Annotated in this window: 16 protein-coding genes and 2 tRNA genes; 10 read left to right on the top strand and 8 right to left on the bottom strand. The window is 48.0% G+C overall.

Translation table 11 applies throughout. The features are described 5' to 3' along the window. Nucleotides 1-154 precede the first annotated feature (154 nt). The 8 genes from EYB48_RS18540 (at nucleotide 155) to EYB48_RS18505 (ending at nucleotide 12,262) form a co-directional block, all read left to right on the top strand. The gene (locus EYB48_RS18540) at nucleotides 155-1,657 is read left to right on the top strand and encodes a hypothetical protein (RefSeq protein WP_162021866.1); all 1,503 of its coding nucleotides are present in this window, start codon (nucleotides 155-157) and stop codon (nucleotides 1,655-1,657) included. A 12-nt stretch (nucleotides 1,658-1,669) separates the two neighbouring features. Further along, entirely contained in the window at nucleotides 1,670-2,413 is a 744-nt protein-coding gene (gene uppS, locus EYB48_RS18535; protein ID WP_235935277.1) for a polyprenyl diphosphate synthase, read from the top strand. Between the two features lie 122 nt (nucleotides 2,414-2,535). Continuing rightward, a complete protein-coding gene (locus EYB48_RS18530) occupies nucleotides 2,536-3,978 on the top strand; it encodes a mannose-1-phosphate guanylyltransferase/mannose-6-phosphate isomerase (protein ID WP_162021865.1) in 1,443 nt (480 codons plus the stop codon). Nucleotides 3,979-4,209: 231 nt separating this feature from the next. Beyond that, a complete protein-coding gene (locus EYB48_RS18525) occupies nucleotides 4,210-5,349 on the top strand; it encodes an MraY family glycosyltransferase (RefSeq protein WP_162021864.1) in 1,140 nt (379 codons plus the stop codon). Nucleotides 5,350-5,432: 83 nt separating this feature from the next. Continuing rightward, the gene (locus tag EYB48_RS18520) at nucleotides 5,433-7,817 is read left to right on the top strand and encodes a polysaccharide biosynthesis/export family protein (RefSeq protein ID WP_235935275.1); all 2,385 of its coding nucleotides are present in this window, start codon (nucleotides 5,433-5,435) and stop codon (nucleotides 7,815-7,817) included. A 2-nt stretch (nucleotides 7,818-7,819) separates the two neighbouring features. Then, nucleotides 7,820-9,022 (top strand): GumC family protein, encoded by a 1,203-nt coding sequence (locus tag EYB48_RS18515; protein WP_235935273.1) that lies wholly within the window; start codon nucleotides 7,820-7,822, stop codon nucleotides 9,020-9,022. Nucleotides 9,023-9,328: 306 nt separating this feature from the next. After that, nucleotides 9,329-10,453 carry a non-hydrolyzing UDP-N-acetylglucosamine 2-epimerase gene (wecB, locus tag EYB48_RS18510; RefSeq protein WP_162021863.1) on the top strand — a complete coding sequence of 375 codons (1,125 nt, stop codon included), beginning with the start codon at nucleotides 9,329-9,331 and terminating at the stop codon, nucleotides 10,451-10,453. 570 nt (nucleotides 10,454-11,023) lie between these two features. Continuing rightward, nucleotides 11,024-12,262 (top strand): oligosaccharide flippase family protein, encoded by a 1,239-nt coding sequence (locus tag EYB48_RS18505; protein WP_162021862.1) that lies wholly within the window; start codon nucleotides 11,024-11,026, stop codon nucleotides 12,260-12,262. A 38-nt stretch (nucleotides 12,263-12,300) separates the two neighbouring features. Here EYB48_RS18505 and EYB48_RS18500 read toward each other — a convergent pair whose 3' ends face one another. From EYB48_RS18500 to ycaO, 5 genes are all read right to left on the bottom strand, one after another. Then, nucleotides 12,301-12,771: a DUF2269 family protein gene (locus EYB48_RS18500; RefSeq protein ID WP_162021861.1), complete on the bottom strand. Its 471-nt coding sequence runs from the start codon at nucleotides 12,769-12,771 to the stop codon at nucleotides 12,301-12,303. Further along, nucleotides 12,768-14,069: an SDR family oxidoreductase gene (locus EYB48_RS18495; RefSeq protein ID WP_162021860.1), complete on the bottom strand. Its 1,302-nt coding sequence runs from the start codon at nucleotides 14,067-14,069 to the stop codon at nucleotides 12,768-12,770. The genes EYB48_RS18500 and EYB48_RS18495 overlap by 4 nt, the downstream gene beginning before the upstream one ends. After that, the gene (locus EYB48_RS18490; protein ID WP_162021859.1) at nucleotides 14,066-14,521 is read right to left on the bottom strand and encodes a thiol-disulfide oxidoreductase DCC family protein; all 456 of its coding nucleotides are present in this window, start codon (nucleotides 14,519-14,521) and stop codon (nucleotides 14,066-14,068) included. The genes EYB48_RS18495 and EYB48_RS18490 overlap by 4 nt, the downstream gene beginning before the upstream one ends. Nucleotides 14,522-14,657: 136 nt before the next feature. Beyond that, entirely contained in the window at nucleotides 14,658-15,194 is a 537-nt protein-coding gene (locus EYB48_RS18485; protein WP_162021858.1) for a GbsR/MarR family transcriptional regulator, read from the bottom strand. Between the two features lie 162 nt (nucleotides 15,195-15,356). Beyond that, the gene (gene ycaO / locus EYB48_RS18480; protein WP_162021857.1) at nucleotides 15,357-17,069 is read right to left on the bottom strand and encodes a 30S ribosomal protein S12 methylthiotransferase accessory factor YcaO; all 1,713 of its coding nucleotides are present in this window, start codon (nucleotides 17,067-17,069) and stop codon (nucleotides 15,357-15,359) included. Between the two features lie 204 nt (nucleotides 17,070-17,273). Here ycaO and apbC point away from each other — a divergent pair, with 204 nt between their 5' ends. Next, nucleotides 17,274-18,362: an iron-sulfur cluster carrier protein ApbC gene (apbC, locus tag EYB48_RS18475; protein ID WP_162021856.1), complete on the top strand. Its 1,089-nt coding sequence runs from the start codon at nucleotides 17,274-17,276 to the stop codon at nucleotides 18,360-18,362. Between the two features lie 2 nt (nucleotides 18,363-18,364). Continuing rightward, nucleotides 18,365-19,474: a bifunctional diaminohydroxyphosphoribosylaminopyrimidine deaminase/5-amino-6-(5-phosphoribosylamino)uracil reductase RibD gene (gene ribD, locus EYB48_RS18470; RefSeq protein WP_162021855.1), complete on the top strand. Its 1,110-nt coding sequence runs from the start codon at nucleotides 18,365-18,367 to the stop codon at nucleotides 19,472-19,474. Between the two features lie 269 nt (nucleotides 19,475-19,743). Here ribD and EYB48_RS18465 read toward each other — a convergent pair. From EYB48_RS18465 to EYB48_RS18455, 3 genes are all read right to left on the bottom strand, one after another. Continuing rightward, nucleotides 19,744-19,820 (bottom strand) — tRNA-Pro (locus EYB48_RS18465). A 72-nt stretch (nucleotides 19,821-19,892) separates the two neighbouring features. Then, nucleotides 19,893-19,969, bottom strand: a tRNA-Pro gene (locus tag EYB48_RS18460). A gap of 167 nt (nucleotides 19,970-20,136) precedes the next feature. After that, the gene (locus tag EYB48_RS18455; protein WP_162021854.1) at nucleotides 20,137-21,030 is read right to left on the bottom strand and encodes a pseudouridine synthase; all 894 of its coding nucleotides are present in this window, start codon (nucleotides 21,028-21,030) and stop codon (nucleotides 20,137-20,139) included. Nucleotides 21,031-21,127 lie beyond the last annotated feature (97 nt).

The raw sequence follows: 21,127 nt of genomic DNA, 5'->3' as shown, positions 1-21,127 counted from the left end.
TGGCGTGTGATTTTCTATAGATGACTTACCAATTTGATGCATTGCTAGTTAAAAATGTCTAAATTGTGTTGATTCCCGCAAAGTAGATTCAGGAAAAATAGTCAATTAAATTGGTGATTGCGTTAAGCAGTCTGATTTCAAGCCTCATTCAAAAATGAAAATTAATAAAAGCGTCTCATTTCCGCTTGTGACTGTATTTTCGCTAGCCTTTTCGCATGTGCAAGCGCAGCAGTCGAATCCATCGCCTGATGTAGAGCTTTTCAGTAAAGCTGCACATGTGCAGTTCGGTATTGAAAAGCTCAGGCTACCCCAAAATGAAACCATGGGTATGGTAGGTGGTAGTTATATGTTCAAAGTAAATGAAACTGTTGAAGTTGGTCCTGCTGCTTATGGTGCAATTACAGGACAGCGCGGTGGTTTTTTTACCGGTGGTGCCGAATTGGCTTTAAGGCAAAATTTGTTTGCAAATGTATACGGAAAAGCTGGCTTGTATGCGGGCGGTGGTGGCGGTGGTGCTGCTGCAGTCGGGGGCGGGCTTATGTTGCGGCCCCATATTGATTTAATCTGGAAGTCAGGACGCACTGAAGTCGGGCTTTCTTTGTCCCAGGTGCGCTTTCCCAATGGGCATATACGCTCGAACCAGGCTGGTCTGGTTGTCGGGTTTGATACTGATTTCAATTATACGGATTCGTCTGCTGCGGGGCGCTCTTTTGCCGGAGTGGGGCGTGGTGGGATGGGGTTCGATAGGATACAACTCACGGGTGGGGTGTATCAGCCTCGTCACGGCATCGCAGATCTTGCTGCAAAGCCCTATGAGGGCTCCTTAGGTTATGCTGGCTTCAGATCCGAGCAATTTCTTTCTAAAAATGTTTTGTGGGGAATTGAAGCTGGTGCGGCAGTTAAGGGGGGGGCAGATGGTTATGCCGAAATTTTAGGTGGGGTTGCTTATGAAGTTCCCGTGTTGTCAGACTCTTTACGTCTTGGTAGTCGTTTTTCAGTTGGTATGGGCGGCGGCGGTAAAGTGCCGACAGGCGGCGGTCTGATTGCAAAAGCAGGACTTTACTCGAGAGTAGACATTACTCCTGATGTTTTTGTTGCGCTGGAAGGTGGTTTAGTTAATGCACCTGATGGCAAATTTAAAGCGAAATATGGAACCCTGAATCTGGGTGTCATTCTGGATGACGCTGGTATCTCGACAGCTGACCGTAGCATTCGCGGTATGGACTGGGCAGCGAGTATTCAACATTACGTCAAAGCTAGCCGTTATACCGGTGGTGATCAGGCACTTAACACCATGGGTTTGAAAATCAATCGCGATATAAATCGCAATCTGTTTATGTCCGCTCAGGCCCATAGTGCATTTAGTGGAAATGCGGGCGGTTACTCAGTAGGCTTGGCTGGTCTTGGTATCAGATCAATGACAAGTGCGCGTGGGCTGGGCGTTTCAGGTGAAATTCTTGCTGGTGCAGCGGGCGGCGGAGGAGTGAACAGCCAAGGTGGTGCAATTGTGCAAGGAGTTGCTTACTTGAGTTATAACTTAAGTCGATATACGCAACTGAAGTTTGGATTGGGACGCGTAAAATCATTCAAGGGCCAGTTGAATTCAACTGTTGTTGATGCGACAATATGTATTCCATTTGGTGTCCCGAGTAAATAATTTGAGAATTGTATGAATAGTAAAAATGCGGGTGTGGTAGAGCGCGGAAATATGCCTAGGCACATAGCTATTATTATGGACGGCAATGGGCGATGGGCGACAAAACGCTTTTTACCACGGTTTGCCGGACATGCAAAAGGTGTAAAGACGGTAAACAAGGTAGTTGAAGCCTGTGTAAATCGTGGCGTTGAGTTTTTGACTTTGTTTGCTTTTAGCTCTGAGAATTGGCGTCGCCCTCAAGAAGAAGTGTCTTTGCTGATGCAGCTTTTCCGGAAGGTGCTGGTCGGCGAAATACGCAAGATGGGTGAGAATAACATTCGCCTCAAAGTGATCGGTGATCTCAGTCGCTTTGATAAAGATTTGCAGGATTTGGTACGCTTGGCTGAGTCTGAGACTGCTGCCAATACTGGGTTGACTTTGACTATCTGTGCAAATTATGGTGGGCGTTGGGATATTGTAAATGCGTGTAACCAGTTGATCGCTGAAGGTGTGAAGGCTGGGGATGTGACAGAGGAGTTGCTTTCTACTAAACTTTCTATGGCATTTGCACCTGAGCCTGACATGCTGATACGCACAGGTGGTGAGTCGCGAGTTTCTAATTTCCTCTTGTGGCAATTAGCGTACTCTGAATTTTATTTTACGGAAACATTTTGGCCGGATTTTGGAGTGGAAGCGCTCGATGAGGCTATCGCTTCTTTCCATAAACGTGAGCGACGCTTTGGTAAAACCAGTGAACAGGTGCAGAACATCAGTTGATATGGCAATACTTTTTGTGTGATTTCTTTTAGCATGTGCATGCATTTGAGAGATAGCTTGAAATCCTGCTAAAAGAGATGATTTCCTGAGTTTCGCAGGACTGCGACCTAAGAGAGTAACTGATGATTAAGCTTGTTCCTGTGATAATGTGCGGTGGTTCTGGTACACGTTTGTGGCCACTTTCACGCACTGGATTTCCAAAGCAATTTTTGGTGCTTTCTGGCCAAAACAGTCTTTTTCAGCAAGCTGTTTCTCGCGTTAATTCCATATCCGGGAATGAATTTCAGCTTAATGAAACCTTAATCGTCACTAATGAAGAGCATAGGTTTTTAGCGCTGGATCAGTTGCGTGAGTTGAAAGAGGTCGATGCCAGGCTTCTGCTTGAGCCTGTGGCACGTAACACAGCTCCCGCTCTTACTCTAGCTGCATTGCAGGCAAATTTGCTTGGAGATGATCCAATTCTGGTGGTCACACCAGCTGATCAGACCGTTGGTGACGAATCCGCCATGACCGCTGCATTGAACCAAAGTGTAAAAGCCGCAGTTAATGGTGACGTAGTTATTCTTGGAATTGCGCCTGACCGGCCAGAAACTGGCTATGGGTACATACACTATGATGGAAATCTTGGGCAGTCTGGAAAGCACAACGTACTGCAATTTGCCGAGAAACCCGATTTAGAGACGGCAGTCAAGTATTTGAGTAGTGGCAACTACGCCTGGAATAGCGGTATGTTTGTTTTAAGGGCGAGCACATGGCTTAAGGCTTTGAAAAAGTTTCGTCCAGATATGCTGCAGACTGTCAGCGCTGCATGGAATGGTCGCTCTGACGATGAGCTGTTTATTCGTCCAGATAAAGCTTTGTTTGATAAGGTGGTCGGCGAGTCAGTTGATTATGCGGTGATTGAGCAGTGTCCAGGCTCAGAAATTAACATTAGCATGATACCGCTTGCGGCAGGTTGGAGTGACCTTGGTGCTTGGGACGCAGTTTGGCAGACTGGTGAACATGATAATGATGGCAATATGCTGGTCGGTGATGCTTTTTTGGCGGATTCCAGCAACACCTTGATTTATGCATCAAATCGTTTAGTCACTGCCGTGGGTGTTGACGATCTTGTCATCGTTGAGACAGCGGATGCAGTGCTGGTTGTCGATCGTAAGCAGAGCCAGCAAGTCAAGAAAGTCGTGGCTATGTTGGAAAAGCAAGGTCGTGCCGAACATACCTTGCACCGGAAAGTGTTTCGACCTTGGGGCTGGTACGACAGCATAGACGAGTCAGATCGTTTCAAAGTTAAACGTATTCAGGTCAAGCCTGGCGCCAGTCTTAGCTTGCAAAAGCACCATCATCGGGCCGAACATTGGATCGTAGTAAAGGGGACGGCTGAGGTTACTTGTGGTGATGAAATTAAGTTGATCACGGAGAATCAATCAACCTATATTCCACTGGGCGAGGTGCACCGCTTAAGTAATCCTGGTGTCATTCCTTTAGAAATCATTGAAGTGCAGTCAGGAAGCTACCTGGGAGAAGACGATATTGTTCGATTAGAAGATGCTTTTGGCCGCAGCTAAAATTGTATAGAAGAGATGCTGCGCTGATTATTTTTGCGTTTTTTAAACATGAATTTGAGTTGATTAGTAATCAATAGGAAATTTAAATAGCGTAGTATCAAGACGCTTTCGCCCTTAAGCTGATATTTCGATTTTTTTTGAGGTTTGCCAGCTGTTGTGATATCAGAATTCAGTATTTCTGCTTCAGTCTGGTAATATTGCCTTTGTATATATATTCCTATAAGTGAGAGCATGGCGGTTATTCTATTCATCTCGGCAGTTGTATCTTGGAGTGTTTGTTTTCTTTTGATTTTTTACAAGCATACACACCATAAGTTTTCCGCAGACCAAAGTGGATCTGGTCCTCAAAAAATGCATCATGGTGCGACACCACGGATTGGCGGGTTGCCCATATTTGCAGGCTTGCTGTCTGCTCTTACAGCCTTGTATCTGGGGGAGTGGCACGTTAATAGTTTGTTTTTCGTACTAGCTATTTTGCCAGTCTGGCTTGCCGGGATGGTGGAAGATATAACAAAGAAAGTCAGCCCATTAAAGCGTTTATTGGCCGCTTTTTTCGCTGCACTGTTAGGAATGTGGCTGCTGGATGCAAAGCTTGTGCGTCTGGGTATTCCGATGCTGGATCATTTGGTGACCAGCTACATTGTTTTGAACGCCTTGCTGGTCATGATTGCGGTTGGCGGCATTACCCATGCGATGAATATTATTGACGGTTTTAATGGTCTGGCCGGAGCAGTAGTGTTGATGATTTTATCTGCGCTTGCCTACGTCAGCTATCAGGTTAACGATGTGTTTTTGCTTGGGCAATGCATTGCTTTAATTGGAGCAACACTAGGATTTTTGTTCTGGAATTACCCTCGAGGCACCATCTTTGCGGGAGATGGTGGCGCCTATCTTTGGGGCTTTATGATCGCAGAAATTTGCGTCATGTTAGTGTACCGCAACCCTTCAGTTTCACCATGGTTTCCGCTTTTGTTGGTGATTTATCCGGTTTGGGAAACTGTATTCTCTATCTATCGCCGCAAGATCATTCGTGGTTTGCCGGCAGGTTTGCCCGATGCGATACACCTGCACTCACTCGTATACAAGCGTTTGGTCAGGCATATGACAGGTTCGAAAGAAGCTGCGCATATTGTCAAACGTAACTCGATGACTGCACCCTATTTGTGGGGTTTGACGGCATTTTCTATCATCCCAGCCGTTTTATGTTGGTCCAATACGCCATTAATCCTCTTGTTTACGGGGATATTTATCCTGTGCTATTGCACTTTCTATGCAATGATCGTTCGATTTAAAATCAAACGCTGGATGACCGTAGGTGAACGCGCTTCGGAAACAGACGAAAATCAGAAGTTTTCGCGAGATGTAGCCTGACGAATAGCTAGTATTCATTTCTTTCGAAAATCAATTCGCAAGTCCATACACAATTTTAATGTACGTACACTATGCACCAAATAATGAAGAGTACCTTGCCGATAGTCACATTTCTTGCGGTTTCCAGTGTTTTTGCGCAGCAAGCAGAGTTAGCAAACAATGCCAACAACAACGAAGCGCAATCCAGCATTTCAAAAACGCAGAGTCGAATTACAAATCAGCCTAATGGTCAGTTATCGACAAATCAGCCCAATGGTCAGTTGTCGACAAATCAAGCTTCGGGGATGTCATCTGTAAATCAGTTCAAAGGGCAATCGGCAACCAGTCAGTCTGGTATGCCTTCGTCTGTGCGAATTGGTGGGGAGGAACTTTCACCTCAGCAGCGCTTTGAGATGAGGAATCAGGAAAAAATAGAAAGCAGCGAGTTTCAGAATTTTGTCCGATATGCGATAGGAAAAAATTTGCCAGTATTTGGAGCAGATTTTTTCTTGAACACGCCGTCGAGCTTTGCTCCATTACAAAACACCCCAGTTCCCTCTGAGTATGTGTTGGGAGCCGGTGATGAATTATTGATTCGTGCCTGGGGTAGTCTTGAAGTTGATTATCGTGCGGTGGTAGACCGAAATGGTGCGATCAATATTCCTACGATTGGTACTATTAATCTGGCGGGGGTGAAAGCAGCGGATGCAGATGCGCTGATCCGTTCATCGATCGCGAGGCTGTACCGTGATGTGACCGTGAATGTAAGTTTTGGCCGTTTACGGGCTATTACCGTGTATGTGGTTGGTCAGGCCAGAAAGCCGGGTTCCTATACAGTTTCAGGTTTTTCTACTTTGGTGACAGCGCTTCTGGTCAGTGGTGGTCCTAATTCAGCGGGTTCCATGCGCAATGTACAAGTGAAGCGTAGTGGCAAAGTGGTGGGTGCTTTGGATCTGTACGCGTTTATAGCAAAAGGCGATAAAAGCAGCGATATCAAACTTCAGGATGGTGACACCATCTTTATTCCCGCGGCAGTTGGTCATATCGCTCTGACTGGTAAAGTTAATACGCCAGCTATCTATGAATTGAAAACAAGTAATGAGTCTATTTCCAGCGTGCTTGAACTGGCAGGCGGCATGCCTGTCGTTGCCGATCCCCGCAGAGCCTTCCTGGAACGTATCGATCCAGTTAAGTCGCAGCCACGTACTGTAGAGGAGTTTGCGTTAAACAGTATTGGCTTAAACAAAACGTTGAAGAATGGTGATTTGCTGACAGTAACAGCAATCACTCCTGACTTTTCGAATGCTGTGACTTTACGTGGTAATGTGAATCAAGCAATGCGTGTCCCGTTTAAGTCTGGAATGCGTGTTCGCGATTTGATTCCAAATCGGGAAAGTCTGATCACAAGAGCTTCTGTTCAGCGTCAGAATGATATTTTGCTTCAGCAAGAGGTGGATGCGCAGGACGATAGAAAAGAAAATGCAGCCACTCTGTCAGCACGTATTGGTAACCTGTTTGATGATGTGAACTGGGACTATGCAGTTGTCGAGCGTATTGATCGTGCTACTCTCAATGTCAGTTTGGTCCCATTTAATCTTGGCCGTGCTATGGCTGATGCAAATAGTGAAGATAATTTGCAATTGCAGGCTGGGGATGCGGTAACGGTGTTTTCCCAGAATGATATTCGCGTTCCTATTTCAAAGCGTAAAGTATTTGCACGTATTGAAGGTGAAGTAAATGCGCCAGGGGTTTATCAGATGTCGCCTGGTGAGACGATTCATTCTTTAGTTGCAAAAGCTGGCGGCCCTACAGCGAATGCTTTCTTATTCGGTTCTGAGTTTTATCGCGAAAAGGTGAAGCAGGAGCAACAGCTTAATCTCGAGAAAGCTGTAAAACGTCTTGAAACTCAGCTACGTACAGAGTCAGCAAAGGCTGCTGCTAATCAATCGAGTGCAGATGCGCAAGTGGCTGCTTTAAAAGTTAAAGTTGAACAAGAGTCTGGCATGCAGGCGTTGGCACGTATGCGCGAGTTGAAGGCAACGGGACGTGTTTCACTTGATTTGGCTACGAATGATGAAAATGTCGATAAGCTGCCACAATTAAAATTGGAAAATGGCGATCAGCTGGTTATTCCGAGTCGCCCTGATTTTGTGCATGTATTTGGAGCTGTCAATCAGGACTCGTCTATCATTTGGCGAAAAGGGACTACAGTCGACAAATACCTGGCAAACGCAGGTGTTACCTCTGAGGCCGATCTGGATAGCGTCTTTGTTATCCGCGCAAATGGCACTGTCCTGTCCTCCTCTGGCCGTGGTTGGTTCTCCAGTGTTATTTCTGCCGAGGTCATGCCCGGCGACAGCATTGTGGTGCCTGAGCGTTTGAATAAAGAGACTGCCTATAAATCTGTGATTAACGGACTTAAAGACTGGGCGCAAATCTTGTCTGGATTTGGCATCAGTGCAGCGGCAATTAAGAGTTTGAGGCAATAAGCATGACAGTCATAAATCAAGAAAATAAATTTGCTATGCATGAAGAGGATGAGGGCGGCATCAGTTTGATGGATTTGATGCTGGTGCTGGCGAAACATAAAAGTAAGATCATTTTGTACCCTGTCCTGTTTGGACTTGCCGGGTTATTGATCAGTTTTGCCATGCCTAAAGTATATAAGGCGAATACCAAAGTGTTGCCACCTCAGCAGAGCCAGTCTACGGCTTCAGCGATGTTGAGCCAGTTAGGTGGCTTGGCGGGTGGGGCAGGTGCTGCCTTAGGCTTGAAAAATCCCAATGATTTGTACGTTTCTATGCTTAAAAGCCGTCTATTGACAGATAAGCTGATTAAGCGTTTTGATTTGCAGTCACGGTATGAGCAAAAATTTACAGAGACAACACGTAAAGTTTTGGAAGCAAACTCTGTAATCTCTTCGGGTAAGGACAATATTATTTCGATAGATGTTGAAGACAAGGATCCTAAAGTAGCTGCCGCGATTGCCAATGCCTATGTTGAAGAGTTAATTACCTTGACAAGTACTTTTGCCTTAACTGAAGCTTCTCAACGTCGTGTTTTCTACGAAAAGCAGTTATTGCAGGCAAAAGATAAAATGATTGCTGCGGAGACCGCCTTATCTAGTGGTATCGACAGCAAGGGGATATTAAGTGTCGATGCTCAGAGTAAAGCCGTGTTGGAGACGGTGGCCAAACTGCGTGCAAGTATTTCAGCTAAGGAAATTCAACTGAAAGCGATGCAGGCTTTTGTGACGCCAAATAATCAGGAATATAAACGCGTCAGCCAGGAATTGCTGGGCATGCAGCAAGAATTAGCTAAGTTGGAAAATGGAACGCCTGCTACAGCCGATGCAGGTGCAGCGAAAGTCAAAGAAGCTTCGGGTAGTAGCAGTGTGCAATTACTCCGTGATGCCAAATACTATCAAATGCTGTATGAGTTGCTTTCTAAGCAATATGAGGTGGCGCGTCTCGATGAGGCAAAAGATATTCCTCTGATCCAGGTGCTGGATAAGGCGGTTGAGCCAGAGTTGAAAGATAAGCCTAAACGTTCAATCATTACCCTCGCGTTTGCTTTTTTGGGATTGTTATTGGCGCTGGTACTTGCATTCTTGAGTGAAGCTGCGAGTAAGCCGAAAACACCCGAGCAGGAAGAAAAATTGCGTCAATTGAAAGCTTATCTGAAATTTTCCTGATCTGGTATTGGCGATTTCACAAAACTGAGTGTAAGACATACACTCAGTTTTTTTTCGTTTGCAGATTCTTTAAGGGTTTACTTGGGATTTGTCCGATCGATGAATATTCGAGATCCCTTAAATCTAGTATGAGATAATCACATGGAGTTTAAGTTAAATTTGGCATCCCTATGTTCACCTTGTTATGGCTTTAACATTGTGGATTAAATATGGACTGTGAGATTCATGTCCAATATTGATAATTAATAGCCCCTACAATGAACTGTGTTTCATTGCCTAATTTGTAGTAAAAGTGGTCTGTATACGATGAAAAAGAAAATTCTTACTGTTTTTGGTACCCGCCCAGAAGCAATCAAAATGGCACCCTTGGTCAAGCAATTATCTGCTCACGATGAGTTTGAATCTAAGGTGTGTGTCACCGCACAGCATCGTCAAATGCTCGATCAGGTTTTGTCGCTATTTGAAATAGTGCCAGATTTTGACTTGGATATAATGAAGCCGGGGCAGGATCTGTATGACATTACTAGTCGTATATTGGCGGGAATTCGTGATGTACTTAGAGAGTTTAAGCCTGACATTGTTTTGGTGCATGGAGATACTAGCACTACCTTTGCTACAGCATTGGCTGCGTATTATGAAAGAATTGATGTCGGTCATGTTGAGGCTGGCTTGAGAACTGGTAATTTGTATTCGCCGTGGCCGGAGGAGGCTAACCGAAAATTAACTGGAGCATTAGCTAAATGGCATTTTGCGCCGACTGATACTTCACGCGAGAATCTGCTCAAAGAAGGGGTCGCAGATTGCAATATAGTGGTTACTGGGAATACAGTAATTGATGCGCTTTTGCAAATTCGTGACAAAATTAAACTGGATACTACTCAGGTCAGCCAATACAAAGAAAACTTTTCTTTCTTAAGAGATGACAGCAAAGTTATTCTTGTAACTGGTCACCGGAGAGAAAATTTCGGCGGCGGTTTTGAGCGAATTTGCAGTGCCTTGAGCCAATTGGCAATGGCCTATCCTGATGTGGAGATCGTTTATCCAGTTCATTTAAATCCAAACGTACAGGCCCCAGTAAACCGACTTCTCTCAGATCTTAAAAACGTTCATTTAATTGATCCTCTCGATTACGAACCGTTTGTGTATTTGATGGACAGATGTCATCTGATATTGACAGATTCTGGTGGTGTACAGGAAGAGGCGCCGTCTCTTGGTAAGCCTGTTCTTGTCATGAGAGATACTACAGAGCGCCCTGAGGCTGTTGCCGCAGGAACTGTTAAATTAGTCGGAACCGATGTAGATTGCATCGTATCTGCTACTTCAGCATTGATTGATTCTGAGGATGCTTATAACGAAATGGCTCGCTCTCATAATCCTTATGGCGATGGTATGGCTTGCAAACGCATCATAGATGCACTCAAATCAAGCTGATAAAACAATATTTGTAGATTTCAATTTGGCTCTACTTGCGGATTAGTGCGATGGAGTCAGTTGGCTTTGGCATCTTTGGTAAAGAAATTGGAAAAGTCGCTTACCAAATTAGCTTAAGAGATAATGTTGGAAATAGGTATTGCCATTTAACCTTGCAACACACTGCTATCTGTGTAGCTAATCGCCATCACTTAAGCGAATCAGCGCGAGTTGTAAGGCTAAGTTCTATGAGCGTACATTACGTTCTTCAATGGAAGCCTTATGTCACCTAACTTGATCTGAGGCTTGCGGGAAAATCCCTGCGCATTTATATCTAAGTCGTACTTCTCTAAATGCGAATCGTAATTGATGCATTAATAGCCTTAACCTCAAAAAAGAGAGCGCTTTCCGTTCTGGTTTGCGTTTGAGCGGATAGATTTAAAAATTATTAAAAGCGATATTGAAAGAAATTTCCGATATGATTCTGTAAATACCTAATGAGACTAAGTTGATGCTTTCTCTTTTTGTTAATACCGTTGATTAAAGAATTTTTCAATTTTCCCCAGTCGCTAAAATAATTTTCAGTTTCCCATGTCAACAGCAACAATCAACATAATTTACCTTGTATTTGTGCAAGCAATGATTTATCTGTCGCCTTTGATAACATTGCCATATCTGACCAGGGTTTTGCAAGTTGAGCAGTTCGCTGCACTTAGTTTTGTGCAGATATTTATTCAATATTTTATTTTTGTGACCGATTATGGCTTTGGTATTACTGTCACGAGACTCATCACGTTGTGGCGGCACGACTGGGAGAGAATTTCAGATATCGTCATAAATACTTTAGCAGTCAAATTGATTTTGGCTATTTTGATGGCTGGAATTTGTCTGAGTATGCTGTTTTTGATACCTTCTCTGCGAGGTAGCGAATGGCTAACTGCAGCAGCATTCATTGGCGTTTTTTCAAATGCGCTGTTTCCGACCTGGTTGTTTCAAGGCTTGGAGCGGATGAAGCAGCTGGCGTTTATTACGGGAATTTCACGGCTGGCAGTATTGCCATTAATTTTTTTGTTTGTGAAATCACCCGGTGACGTAGTTCTGGCAGCAGCTTTGATGAGCACGCCAGGTCTGATTGCGTCTCTGATGTCTTATTTCTATTTTCGAAAACTCAAAACTTTAATCTGGGCACCCGTCAGCACAAGACGTATGTTTGAATTATTGCGGGAGGGGTGGCCTGTTTTTGCCTCAAATATTTCGATTAGTCTATATACGATGGTAAATCTCACCGTGTTGAAATTTTTGGGTACTTCTGAACAGGTGGCATTTTTCGCGGCAAGCGATAAAATTCGTTCAGGGATACAGGGATTTATTTCCCCCATTGCAAGTGCATTATTTCCGCGCTTTGTTGCATCTGGTGCAAGCCCGAAACCTGAAGAGTTTAGACGCTTAAATCGATTGGGTTGGTGTTCACTTGTCGGTACGCAAATTATAGGCGCGGCTTTCATTTTTTTCGGTGCAGATTTCATCGCCATCAATTACTTTGGAGCGGCTTTTGCCGGGGTGGCGATTTATCTCAAAGCATTTGCCGTTTTGCCAGTTATCATTGCGGTGGCAACGATATTTTCACAATGGCGGCTGCTGGCCTTAGGAGAAGGACTTGTGCTTAGCCGCATATATGTGATCGCAGGGCCTTTACATATTGTCTATGCCATTGCGGCAACTTATTATTGGGGATGGATAGGATTGTTGAGCAGTGTATATCTCACTGAGATTATGGTTACTTTCGCGATGTATTGCGTCATCCGGAACAAACGTATTCAAATATTCTGATCGAAAAGACGTAGGGTGAGTTTGTATTTAAGGATTTTTTAAAACAATGGCTTATTCACCATCAGATAAAACACTCCTATCATCGCGATAAACGCAGGGTAGCCGAGTCGCTCCCAGTATTTGGCGTAGCGCCAATATCGTGCTGGTAGCGCTGCCTTGGTCGTTACTGCATGTACTGCCATGTGTTTCAACTGAATTTGCAGCCAGACGACAGGAAGCCAGCAGAGTCCGGCGAGGCAGTATAAAAGGATGGAGGCCATGAGCCAGGGCGTGCTCAAAGGCCAGCCAGCCAAATACGCCATGCTGACGCCGCTAATGGGTTGGATCAGCACAGCTGGCGTGGTGAAGCACCAGTCCGCAATCACTACCAGCCGCGTGACTACCATTTGGGCTTCCGTGTTACCGCTACGGTTCGTCAAAAAGAGATAAAAAGCCGAACCGAAACCGGTGCCTACCAAAACGACAGATGAAATGATATGTAAGGTTTTCAACAGCAGATAGCTATTCATGATGTTTTCCTGTCGGTGGATAGTAAGCTGAGCAGCAGGGCGACGATGGCGATATTTTTCAACACCGGCCCAAACGGATGTAACCAGAATTGCGGCAGATAGAGGGCGATGAGTATGCTGTATGTCGCAATCAGCGCAAGCTGGAATGTCCATAATTTGCGCGAGGGGGCAAATACGCAGGCTATTCCCAGCATCCCATCCAGAGAGGCTGCACCATACAGCAGCGGTAAATGTAAGCTTACTGGTACAGGCAGGGCTTGCAAGAGCTGCAGGCTATCCTGCAACGGGTACAATCCAAACGATAAGACGGCTGTGATTATCCATATCAAGGCCAGAATATAGCGATAACAAATCAGATGCCAACTCAACAGTGCTTCGCTGGCGAGCATGGTGCACGGGATTTGAGGGAACCAGCTTTCCTTATTTCGGCTTGGGCGTGCCAGTAGTTGTTGCAGTGGCGCCGGCTCGGCCACATTGTGATTTTCCAGCATGCGCAAACTGTCGCGACTCAGCACCTGTTGAGGAAAAAAACGGGCCAAGCCAGCCACGGTATGCATGAGCCATAAGGGGATGCACAGCACGCGGCCAGGTCGCAGTCCCATCAACTCGCGGTAATTGATCAGCATTTCCGTGTAAGTCATCGCGCTGGGACCCACCACGTTCAATTCCAGTGTCTTGCATGTTGGTGTCGATAACCAGCGCACAACGGCCTCACAAAGATCATCAACGTGAACTGGTTGCAGGCGCTGCTGACCATCGCCAGGAACCGGCAAAACCGGCAGGCTGGCCAACATTCTGAAAAAGCGGCTACTGATGCCGTCCACGCCTACGATCAGCGAGGGACGGAGTATCAAGGCGCACAAGCCCGATTGCAGTAAAAAGCGATCGGTTTCACGCTTAGTGCGTAAGTAAGGACTCATACCCTCATGTATTTGCACGTCCTGGTTGCCGCCCAGCGCAGAAATCTGCACTATGTGTGTTATGCCTAGCCGTTGAGCCGCCTGGTACATGGCGATGGGGGCATCACGGTGTATCGTCTCAAAGGTTTGTTTGCCAGACTCATGCAAAATACCGATGGCGTTGATGATGACATCAATCGGCCCCGCCTGTTGCAGGCGGGATGTCCAAATGCTGGCCTGGGTCTCGCTGGAAAAGTCCATCCATACTTCATCCGGCCCAGGACATGCCGCAGGATCGCCTGGTCTGATGCCACGCAGGATCTGATGTCCGGCAGCTTGTAATTGCAGACATAAATGCCTGCCAATAAAGCCGTTTGCTCCGCAGACCAGGATCTTCATGATGCATCCTTGTGATCCTTGCGTTCACATGCGTCGTCTTTGCAGGCTTGACTGCGACGCAGCGCACGCCGTGCCGCCAGACGAAATACCGAGCCTGAAAACACCCAGCTTAAGCGATTTCGATTGTTGGCAATATGCGGATAGAGCCAGTCGAACACCGGTTTCAATAGCGGCCATCCGGTCGCGGCGGTCATCCAGCCCAGACCGACTGCATCATAGGCCAGCCTGAATACTTCCATGCCATGCACCAGTTGCCCATCGGCGCGCAGGGCGTGAATAATCCGCATCAAATCTGCTTTGGCGACCTGACATAAGGACGCGTCATAATCAGGGGCGGAAACGTCGATAAAGCGCAATTGTCCGCCCTGATTACGTGCTCTCAGGTTATCGATCTCCAGTTTGCAAAGCGGGCAGGATTCGTCGTACAAAATGGTCAGTGGATAAATTGCCATCGTGATCTCCCTCTGATTAAGTGTGCTTATAGATATTGTTTCTGTAATTTCTGTCAAAACAGAAATGCATGTTTTTTAAAAAACGCTGAGATTGTTCTTCCTCAGCGTCAATCTGACTGCGGCGTGAATGCCCGTATCAAGACGTCTTATCTTCACCTCGGACCAGTTTTTGTACCGCAGCGCCCATTTTGAGCAGTTTCATCAAGGTGGCGGGTTCCAGTCTTAACATCTCATCGGTCCAACTGGTCAGCGTTTGCATCAGTGCCAGCGTCTCGCTAATCCTAAGCTGGGTTGCCTTGTCTTCCTGATCTATATCCGGACTATCCAGGCATTGCTGCAAAATACCTATGGTTGGGCTCAGCTCGCGCTCTTTGCGCTCTCTGACGACAGTGCGGAATAATTCCCAAACATCCAGCGAAGTTTCGAAATGCGCACGCCGGTCGCCCATCACATGAGCCAGTTTCACCAGTTTCCAGTTCTGCAGCTCTTTCAGTGAGTTCGATACATTCGATCGTGCTACACCCAAGGTATCAGCAATTTCTTCCGCATGCAGCGGGCAACCTGCGATATAGAGCAGGGCATGAATCTGGCTTACTGTGCGATTAACGCCCCATAAGGTGCCCATTTCGCCCCAGTGCAGAATAAATTTTTGTTTTACAGGTGTCAGTTCCATGCGCTGAGTTTAGATATTTCGGTTATTTCTGTCAAGACAGAAATTTGTATATGTTTGACCCCGTCATTTATGAGTTCAGCCTGCCTGCATCTCTTCGTTCTGGGCAGGCACAGAAGAGGGGATAAGATTGTTGCTGGTTCCTATCCCCTGCTTCATCAGGTATTAGGCAAACAGCTTATCATAGGCCTTCAACAAACCCTGATGCATGGCGCTGCCCTGCATATCGCTTCCCAATTCGTCGAGTCCAAAGAAGCGTTCGCTACGATCCAGTAAGGCCTCTGCCTGACGGAAGATCTCCGCGCCGTACAACAAGATCAGTGCACGCAGATAGTTCTCACTATCTTCCAGCTTGAGTATGCTTTCTACGCAGCGATAAACCAGTCTGCGCTCCTTGCTCAGGTCATTGAAGTGATGGATCCAGTCACAGCCTTCCAGAATCGCTTCAGTATCGCCAGTCGCTAATGCCAGCAAGGTTTTGAGTTCACCTATGCGTAACTGCTTCCATGCGGTGCCAACAGGAATAGCCAGCCCCAGGATTTCCCACAGCGGACGCTCGTCGTTCAGATTCATGGTTTGCAAGTCAGCCAGCAGCGCTGCACACTCAGCTTCGCTCAGACTGTGCAGGCGCAGCAGGGCCGGGCGGATGTGATTGCCTATGCTATTGTTTTCCCACTCCAGGTCTTCGACCGGATAAATTTCTGACATGCCAGGCACCAGTATGCGGCAACTGTAGGCCCCTTGTTCTGAGAAGTCTGAGACATAGATGTCCTTACCTTCAGCATGAATTGCATTCACCAGCCAGGCATAATCTTCTGCCGTGGTGGTACTGAAATTCCAGTCGGCAAACGCATAGTCAGGTTCATCGCTCAGGAAGTCCCAGCTGATCACGCCGCTGGAATCAACGAAGTGGATTTCCAGATTGGCGACAGCATTGATTTCATCCATATCAAAGCCTGGTTCCGGGAAGCCGGTCAGGGTTTCGAGCGCACGGCCTTGCAGCAATTCGGTCAATGCACGTTCCAATGCAATTTCAAAACGCGGATGCGCACCAAAGCTCGCGAATATGCCCTGATCACCCGGGTGCAGCAAGGTGACATTCATGACCGGATACTGACCACCTAAAGAGGCGTCGCGTACCAGGATGCCGAAGCCGGCTTTTCTGAGGCCAGCAATACCTGCCGCGATTCTTGGGAATCGGGCGATGACCTCATCCGGTACTTCAGGCAGGCAAATGCCTTCGCTGATGATGCGGTATTTGACATGACGTTCGAAAATTTCAGACAGCGCCTGACTGCGCGCCTCCATCATGGTATTACCGGCCGCCATACCATTGCTGACATACAGATTGCCGATAATATTGACCGGTACATAGGCTATCGCATCGTCGCGCAGGCGGGTGTAAGGCAGGGTGCAAATGCCGCGTGCTACGTTGCCGGAATTGAGGTCGACCAGCACGCTGACATCGATTTCACCATCCGGGTTATAAAAGTCATGCAGCTCAGGGTTGAGCATGTCAGTCGGCCAGCTGCCATCTTCTTCTGGCTGGAACCAGCGTTCTTGCGGGTAGTGTACAAAAGGGCGGTTGGCTCTGGTTTCGCCCAGATAAAAGTGGGTCCAGAAATAGTGGGTACCCAGACGCTCAAAAAATTCACCTAATGCGCTGGCGCGTGCGGCCAGCTCGGTGCCGCCCTTGCCATTGGCGAATAACATCGGGCATTCCTGGTCTTTCACATGGACCGACCAGATGCCTTCGATTTCATTGATCCAGGACGATTCATTCAGTACAAAGCCACGCGCTGCCAGTTTGGCCTGCATGGTGGCGATGGTTGATTCAAGGGAGGCATCTTTGCCAGGTATAAAGCTCTCGGTGTGCATATCTGCCCCAAAAAAATAAAAAGGTGGGCGCACCATACACGAATGTCAGCAAAAAAAGGCGGGGATTATTGTGGCAGGAAGGAAAATGTCTGAAAAACTGCCGCGTTATATCCGCTGCAGGGGCTAAAAGTCCTTAGCCGCTCAGGGCTTTCGGGTGGCTGGCGGCAATTTGCGCTAGACTTGCGGCATTGAATGGAGAAGCAAATGACACTCACAGCAGAACTGATTAAACAAACCTTATCCCAGGTCATCGATCCAAATACACAAAAAGATTTCATCACGACGAAGTCCGTCAAAAATATACAGATACAAGGCGCCGATATCAGTCTGGATATCGAGCTCGCTTACCCGGCAAAAAGCCAGCTGACCCTGATACGCGAGCTGGTCAGCAGCGCGCTGCAAGCCTTGCCTGGCGTGGCGCAGGTGCATGTCGCGGTCAGCGTCAAGATTGTTGCGCATGCGGTGCAGCGCGGCATTAAGCTGATGCCGAATGTGAAAAATATTATCGCTGTTGCGTCTGGCAAGGGTGGGGTCGGTAAGTCCACCACCGCAGTAAATCTGGCGCTGGCGCTGGCTGCAGAAGGTGCGGCAGTTGGTATTCTGGATGCGGATATTTATGGCCCTTCGCAACCGATGATGATGGGCATACAGGGTCGTCCTGAAACCCTGGACGGCAAAACCATGGAGCCGCTGGAAAATCACGGCCTGCAGGTATCCTCGATAGGATTCATGATCGATCCGGATGAGCCTATGGTTTGGCGTGGACCGATTGTGACTCAGGCTTTGCAGCAATTACTGCAGCAAACGAACTGGCGCGATCTGGATTATCTGATCGTGGATATGCCACCGGGTACCGGTGACGTACAACTGACGCTGTCGCAGAAGGTGCCGGTGACAGGCGCGGTGATCGTGACCACGCCGCAGGATATCGCCTTGCTGGATGCGCGCAAGGGTTTGAAGATGTTTGAAAAGGTCGATATTCCTATCATCGGTATCGTCGAAAATATGAGCACCCATATCTGCTCGAACTGCGGTCATGCAGAGTCTATCTTCGGTGAAGGTGGCGGGCAAAAAATGTGTGCTGACTTCGGTCTCGATTTTCTGGGTGGATTACCGTTGACGATGTCTATCCGTCAGCAAGCGGATTCTGGTCAGCCTACCGTGGTCGCTGATCCTGATGGTCCTATCGCTGCGATTTACAAAGATATCGCACGCCGCGTCGCCGTGAAAGTGGCTGATAAAGCGAAAGATATGAGTAGCAAATTCCCTAGTATTTCTATACAACATACCTGAGTATGAATCAGCAGCAAACCGACAGACATTATCTGCAGCTGGCGCTGGTGCTGGCTGCGCGTGCCACCATAGAAACCTCGCCAAATCCTAAGGTTGGCTGTGTGATCGTGAGGGATGGTCAGATACTGGGGCAGGGCTGGACCCAGCCGGTGGGGCAGGCGCATGCGGAAGTCATGGCCTTGCGTGATGCGCATGCGCAGGGCCATGCAGTTGCTGGCGCCACGGCCTACGTCACACTGGAGCCATGCAGTCATTTTGGCCGCACCCCGCCATGCGCTAATGCCTTGGTTGATGCAGGTATTGCGCGTGTCGTGGCGGCGGTTGGTGATGCCAATCCTCAGGTGGCGGGGCGCGGGCTGGCGATCTTGCGGCAGGCTGGTTTGCAGGTGGAGTGCGGTCAGGAGCCAGATATTGTGCTGGCCGCGCGCGAAATGAATCTGGGATTTTTCCGGCGCATGGAAAGTGGCAAGCCCTGGGTGCGCATGAAGATGGCGGCCAGTCTGGATGGCCGCACTGCATTGCCGAATGGTCAGAGTCAGTGGATCACCTCGCCAGCTGCGCGGCTGGATGGTCATCAGTGGCGTGCACGTGCCGATGCGATACTGACCGGCATTGGTACCGTGCTGGCCGATGATCCGCAACTCAACGTGCGCGAGATCAGCACGCCACGTCAGCCCATCAAAATCATTGTCGACTCTCATTTACAGATAGCGCCACACGCGCGTTGTCTGCAGCAGGGCGTGCGTCTGGTGGTGGCAGCGCGTGACGATGCAGAAAAGCGTGCGTCGCTTGAGGCGCAGGGCGTTGAAGTCTTATTGCTGCCCGCAGCGCATGGGCGGGTTGATTTGTCTGCGCTGTTGCTGGAGTTGGGGCGACGTCAGATCAATGAATTGCATGTGGAAGCGGGTGCGGTGCTGAATGGTGCACTGCTGGAGGCTAAGCTGGTCGATGAATTGCTGGTTTACCTCGCACCGAAATTGCTGGGATCAGGTGCGGGTTTGCTGCGTATTCCCGAGCTCACGCATGTCGATCAGGCAGAAAGCTGGCAATTCCACGAGGTGCAGATGCTGGTGCCGGATTTGCGTATTTTGGCCAGACGTAACGCAGGATAGATGGTGTCTGCTTGTCTGTGTCAGCCATACTGGTGTGCCAGCGTGGCTGCGGACAAGTCAGCGAATTCAGTCGAATCTGCAATCCTGCACTGGACAATGTGGCGCAGAAAATCCGGAGCCGAAAATGAAAAAAGCATCGTTGAAAATCAACGATGCTTTTTTNAGCGAATTCAGTCGAATCTGCAATCCTGCACTGGACAATGTGGCGCAGAAAATCCGGAGCCGAAAATGAAAAAAGCATCGTTGAAAATCAACGATGCTTTTTTAACTGGTCGGAGTACAAGGATTCGAACCTTGGACCCTCTGCTCCCAAAGCAGATGCGCTACCGGGCTGCGCTACACTCCGAAAAAACGGCTTTTTTATTTCGCTATTCTGAAATAAATGGGCTAAATTAATTATTTATTTATCCCTTGAAACTGGTCGGAGTACAAGGATTCGAACCTTGGACCCTCTGCTCCCAAAGCAGATGCGCTACCGGGCTGCGCTACACTCCGAAGACCGAGATAATATCCCTATGTATCGTATGTGTCAATAGCAGGGCGGTTTGCATCGCCTTATCACGCGCGCGCTGAGGCTCTTTTTGATGGCGGAAGCAGCTGGTTTGTGTCTGTGCTTAAGGCGATAACTGAGGCATAACAGTCGAGGCTGAATTGTTGAGATTTTATAGCGCTTGCATACTTTGAAATTCTCTCCATTCCCCGCTGAGCGGATCGTGAAAACTGATTTGTTTTGCCAGCAGTTGCAGTGGCTGGCTGAAATCATCTCCTTTGCAGGGCAGCGCGACCGGGTAAAAACTGTCATTGACGATGGGGGCGCCCAGGCTGGCCATGTGCACGCGTAACTGGTGTTTGCGTCCTGTGACGGGTGATAAGCGGTACAGGTTATGCGCGCCGCGCTGCTGTTCGAGCTCGATCAGGGTTTCCGTATTGGGGGCGCCTGGCGTTTCGCGCATAGTAAAGAATTGTTCGCCTTCTTCCATTCTGCTTTGATATACAAATGGGTAACTGCGCTCGGGCATCGCAGGCGCCAGCGCGTGATAGATTTTGCTGATGGTTTTTTTCTGAAACATGGACTGATAGGCGCCGCGTGTTTCAGGGTTGTGTGAGAACAGAATGACGCCCGCGGTTTCCCGGTCCAGTCTGTGTATGGGGGTCAGATGTTCCAGTCCTGTGGTTTGACGCAGCCGGGTCAGCAGGGTTTCACGTAAAAAGCGGCCGCCTGGTGTGACGGGTAAAAAATGCGGTTTATCGGCGACCAGCAAATGTGCATCCTGATATAGGATTTTTTCGTCGAAAGGTATGCGTGTCTCGTGCTCGATTTCACGGTAATAGTATAGGCACATGCCGCGTCGCACTGTGCTGTCAGCCTGTAATACGCCGCCATATTGATCGCGCACTTCAGACTGGCTGATGCGCTGCAGCCATATCGCTTCTGGAATGTCAGGAAACTGCAGGCTCAAAAAACTAAGCAGCGGGGTCGGCGCTATGCCTTCCGGTATCCAGCAATAACTCGCTGCGATGCCATCGCGCACGGGGAGGGGGGCTTGCATACTCATTCATCATGACGGAAACAGGTGCTGCATACTAACACGGCGCACAGCCGGTTCGCCCGCCTGGTCGCGGGTAGGCGGCTAAGGGCGAACGCGGTAAAAT

Source organism: Cognatundibacterium crateris (assembly GCF_010078235.1).
Taxonomy (GTDB): Bacteria; Pseudomonadota; Gammaproteobacteria; order Burkholderiales; family Burkholderiaceae_D; genus Undibacterium; species Undibacterium crateris.
This window is presented reverse-complemented; position numbering and strand designations above follow the sequence as displayed.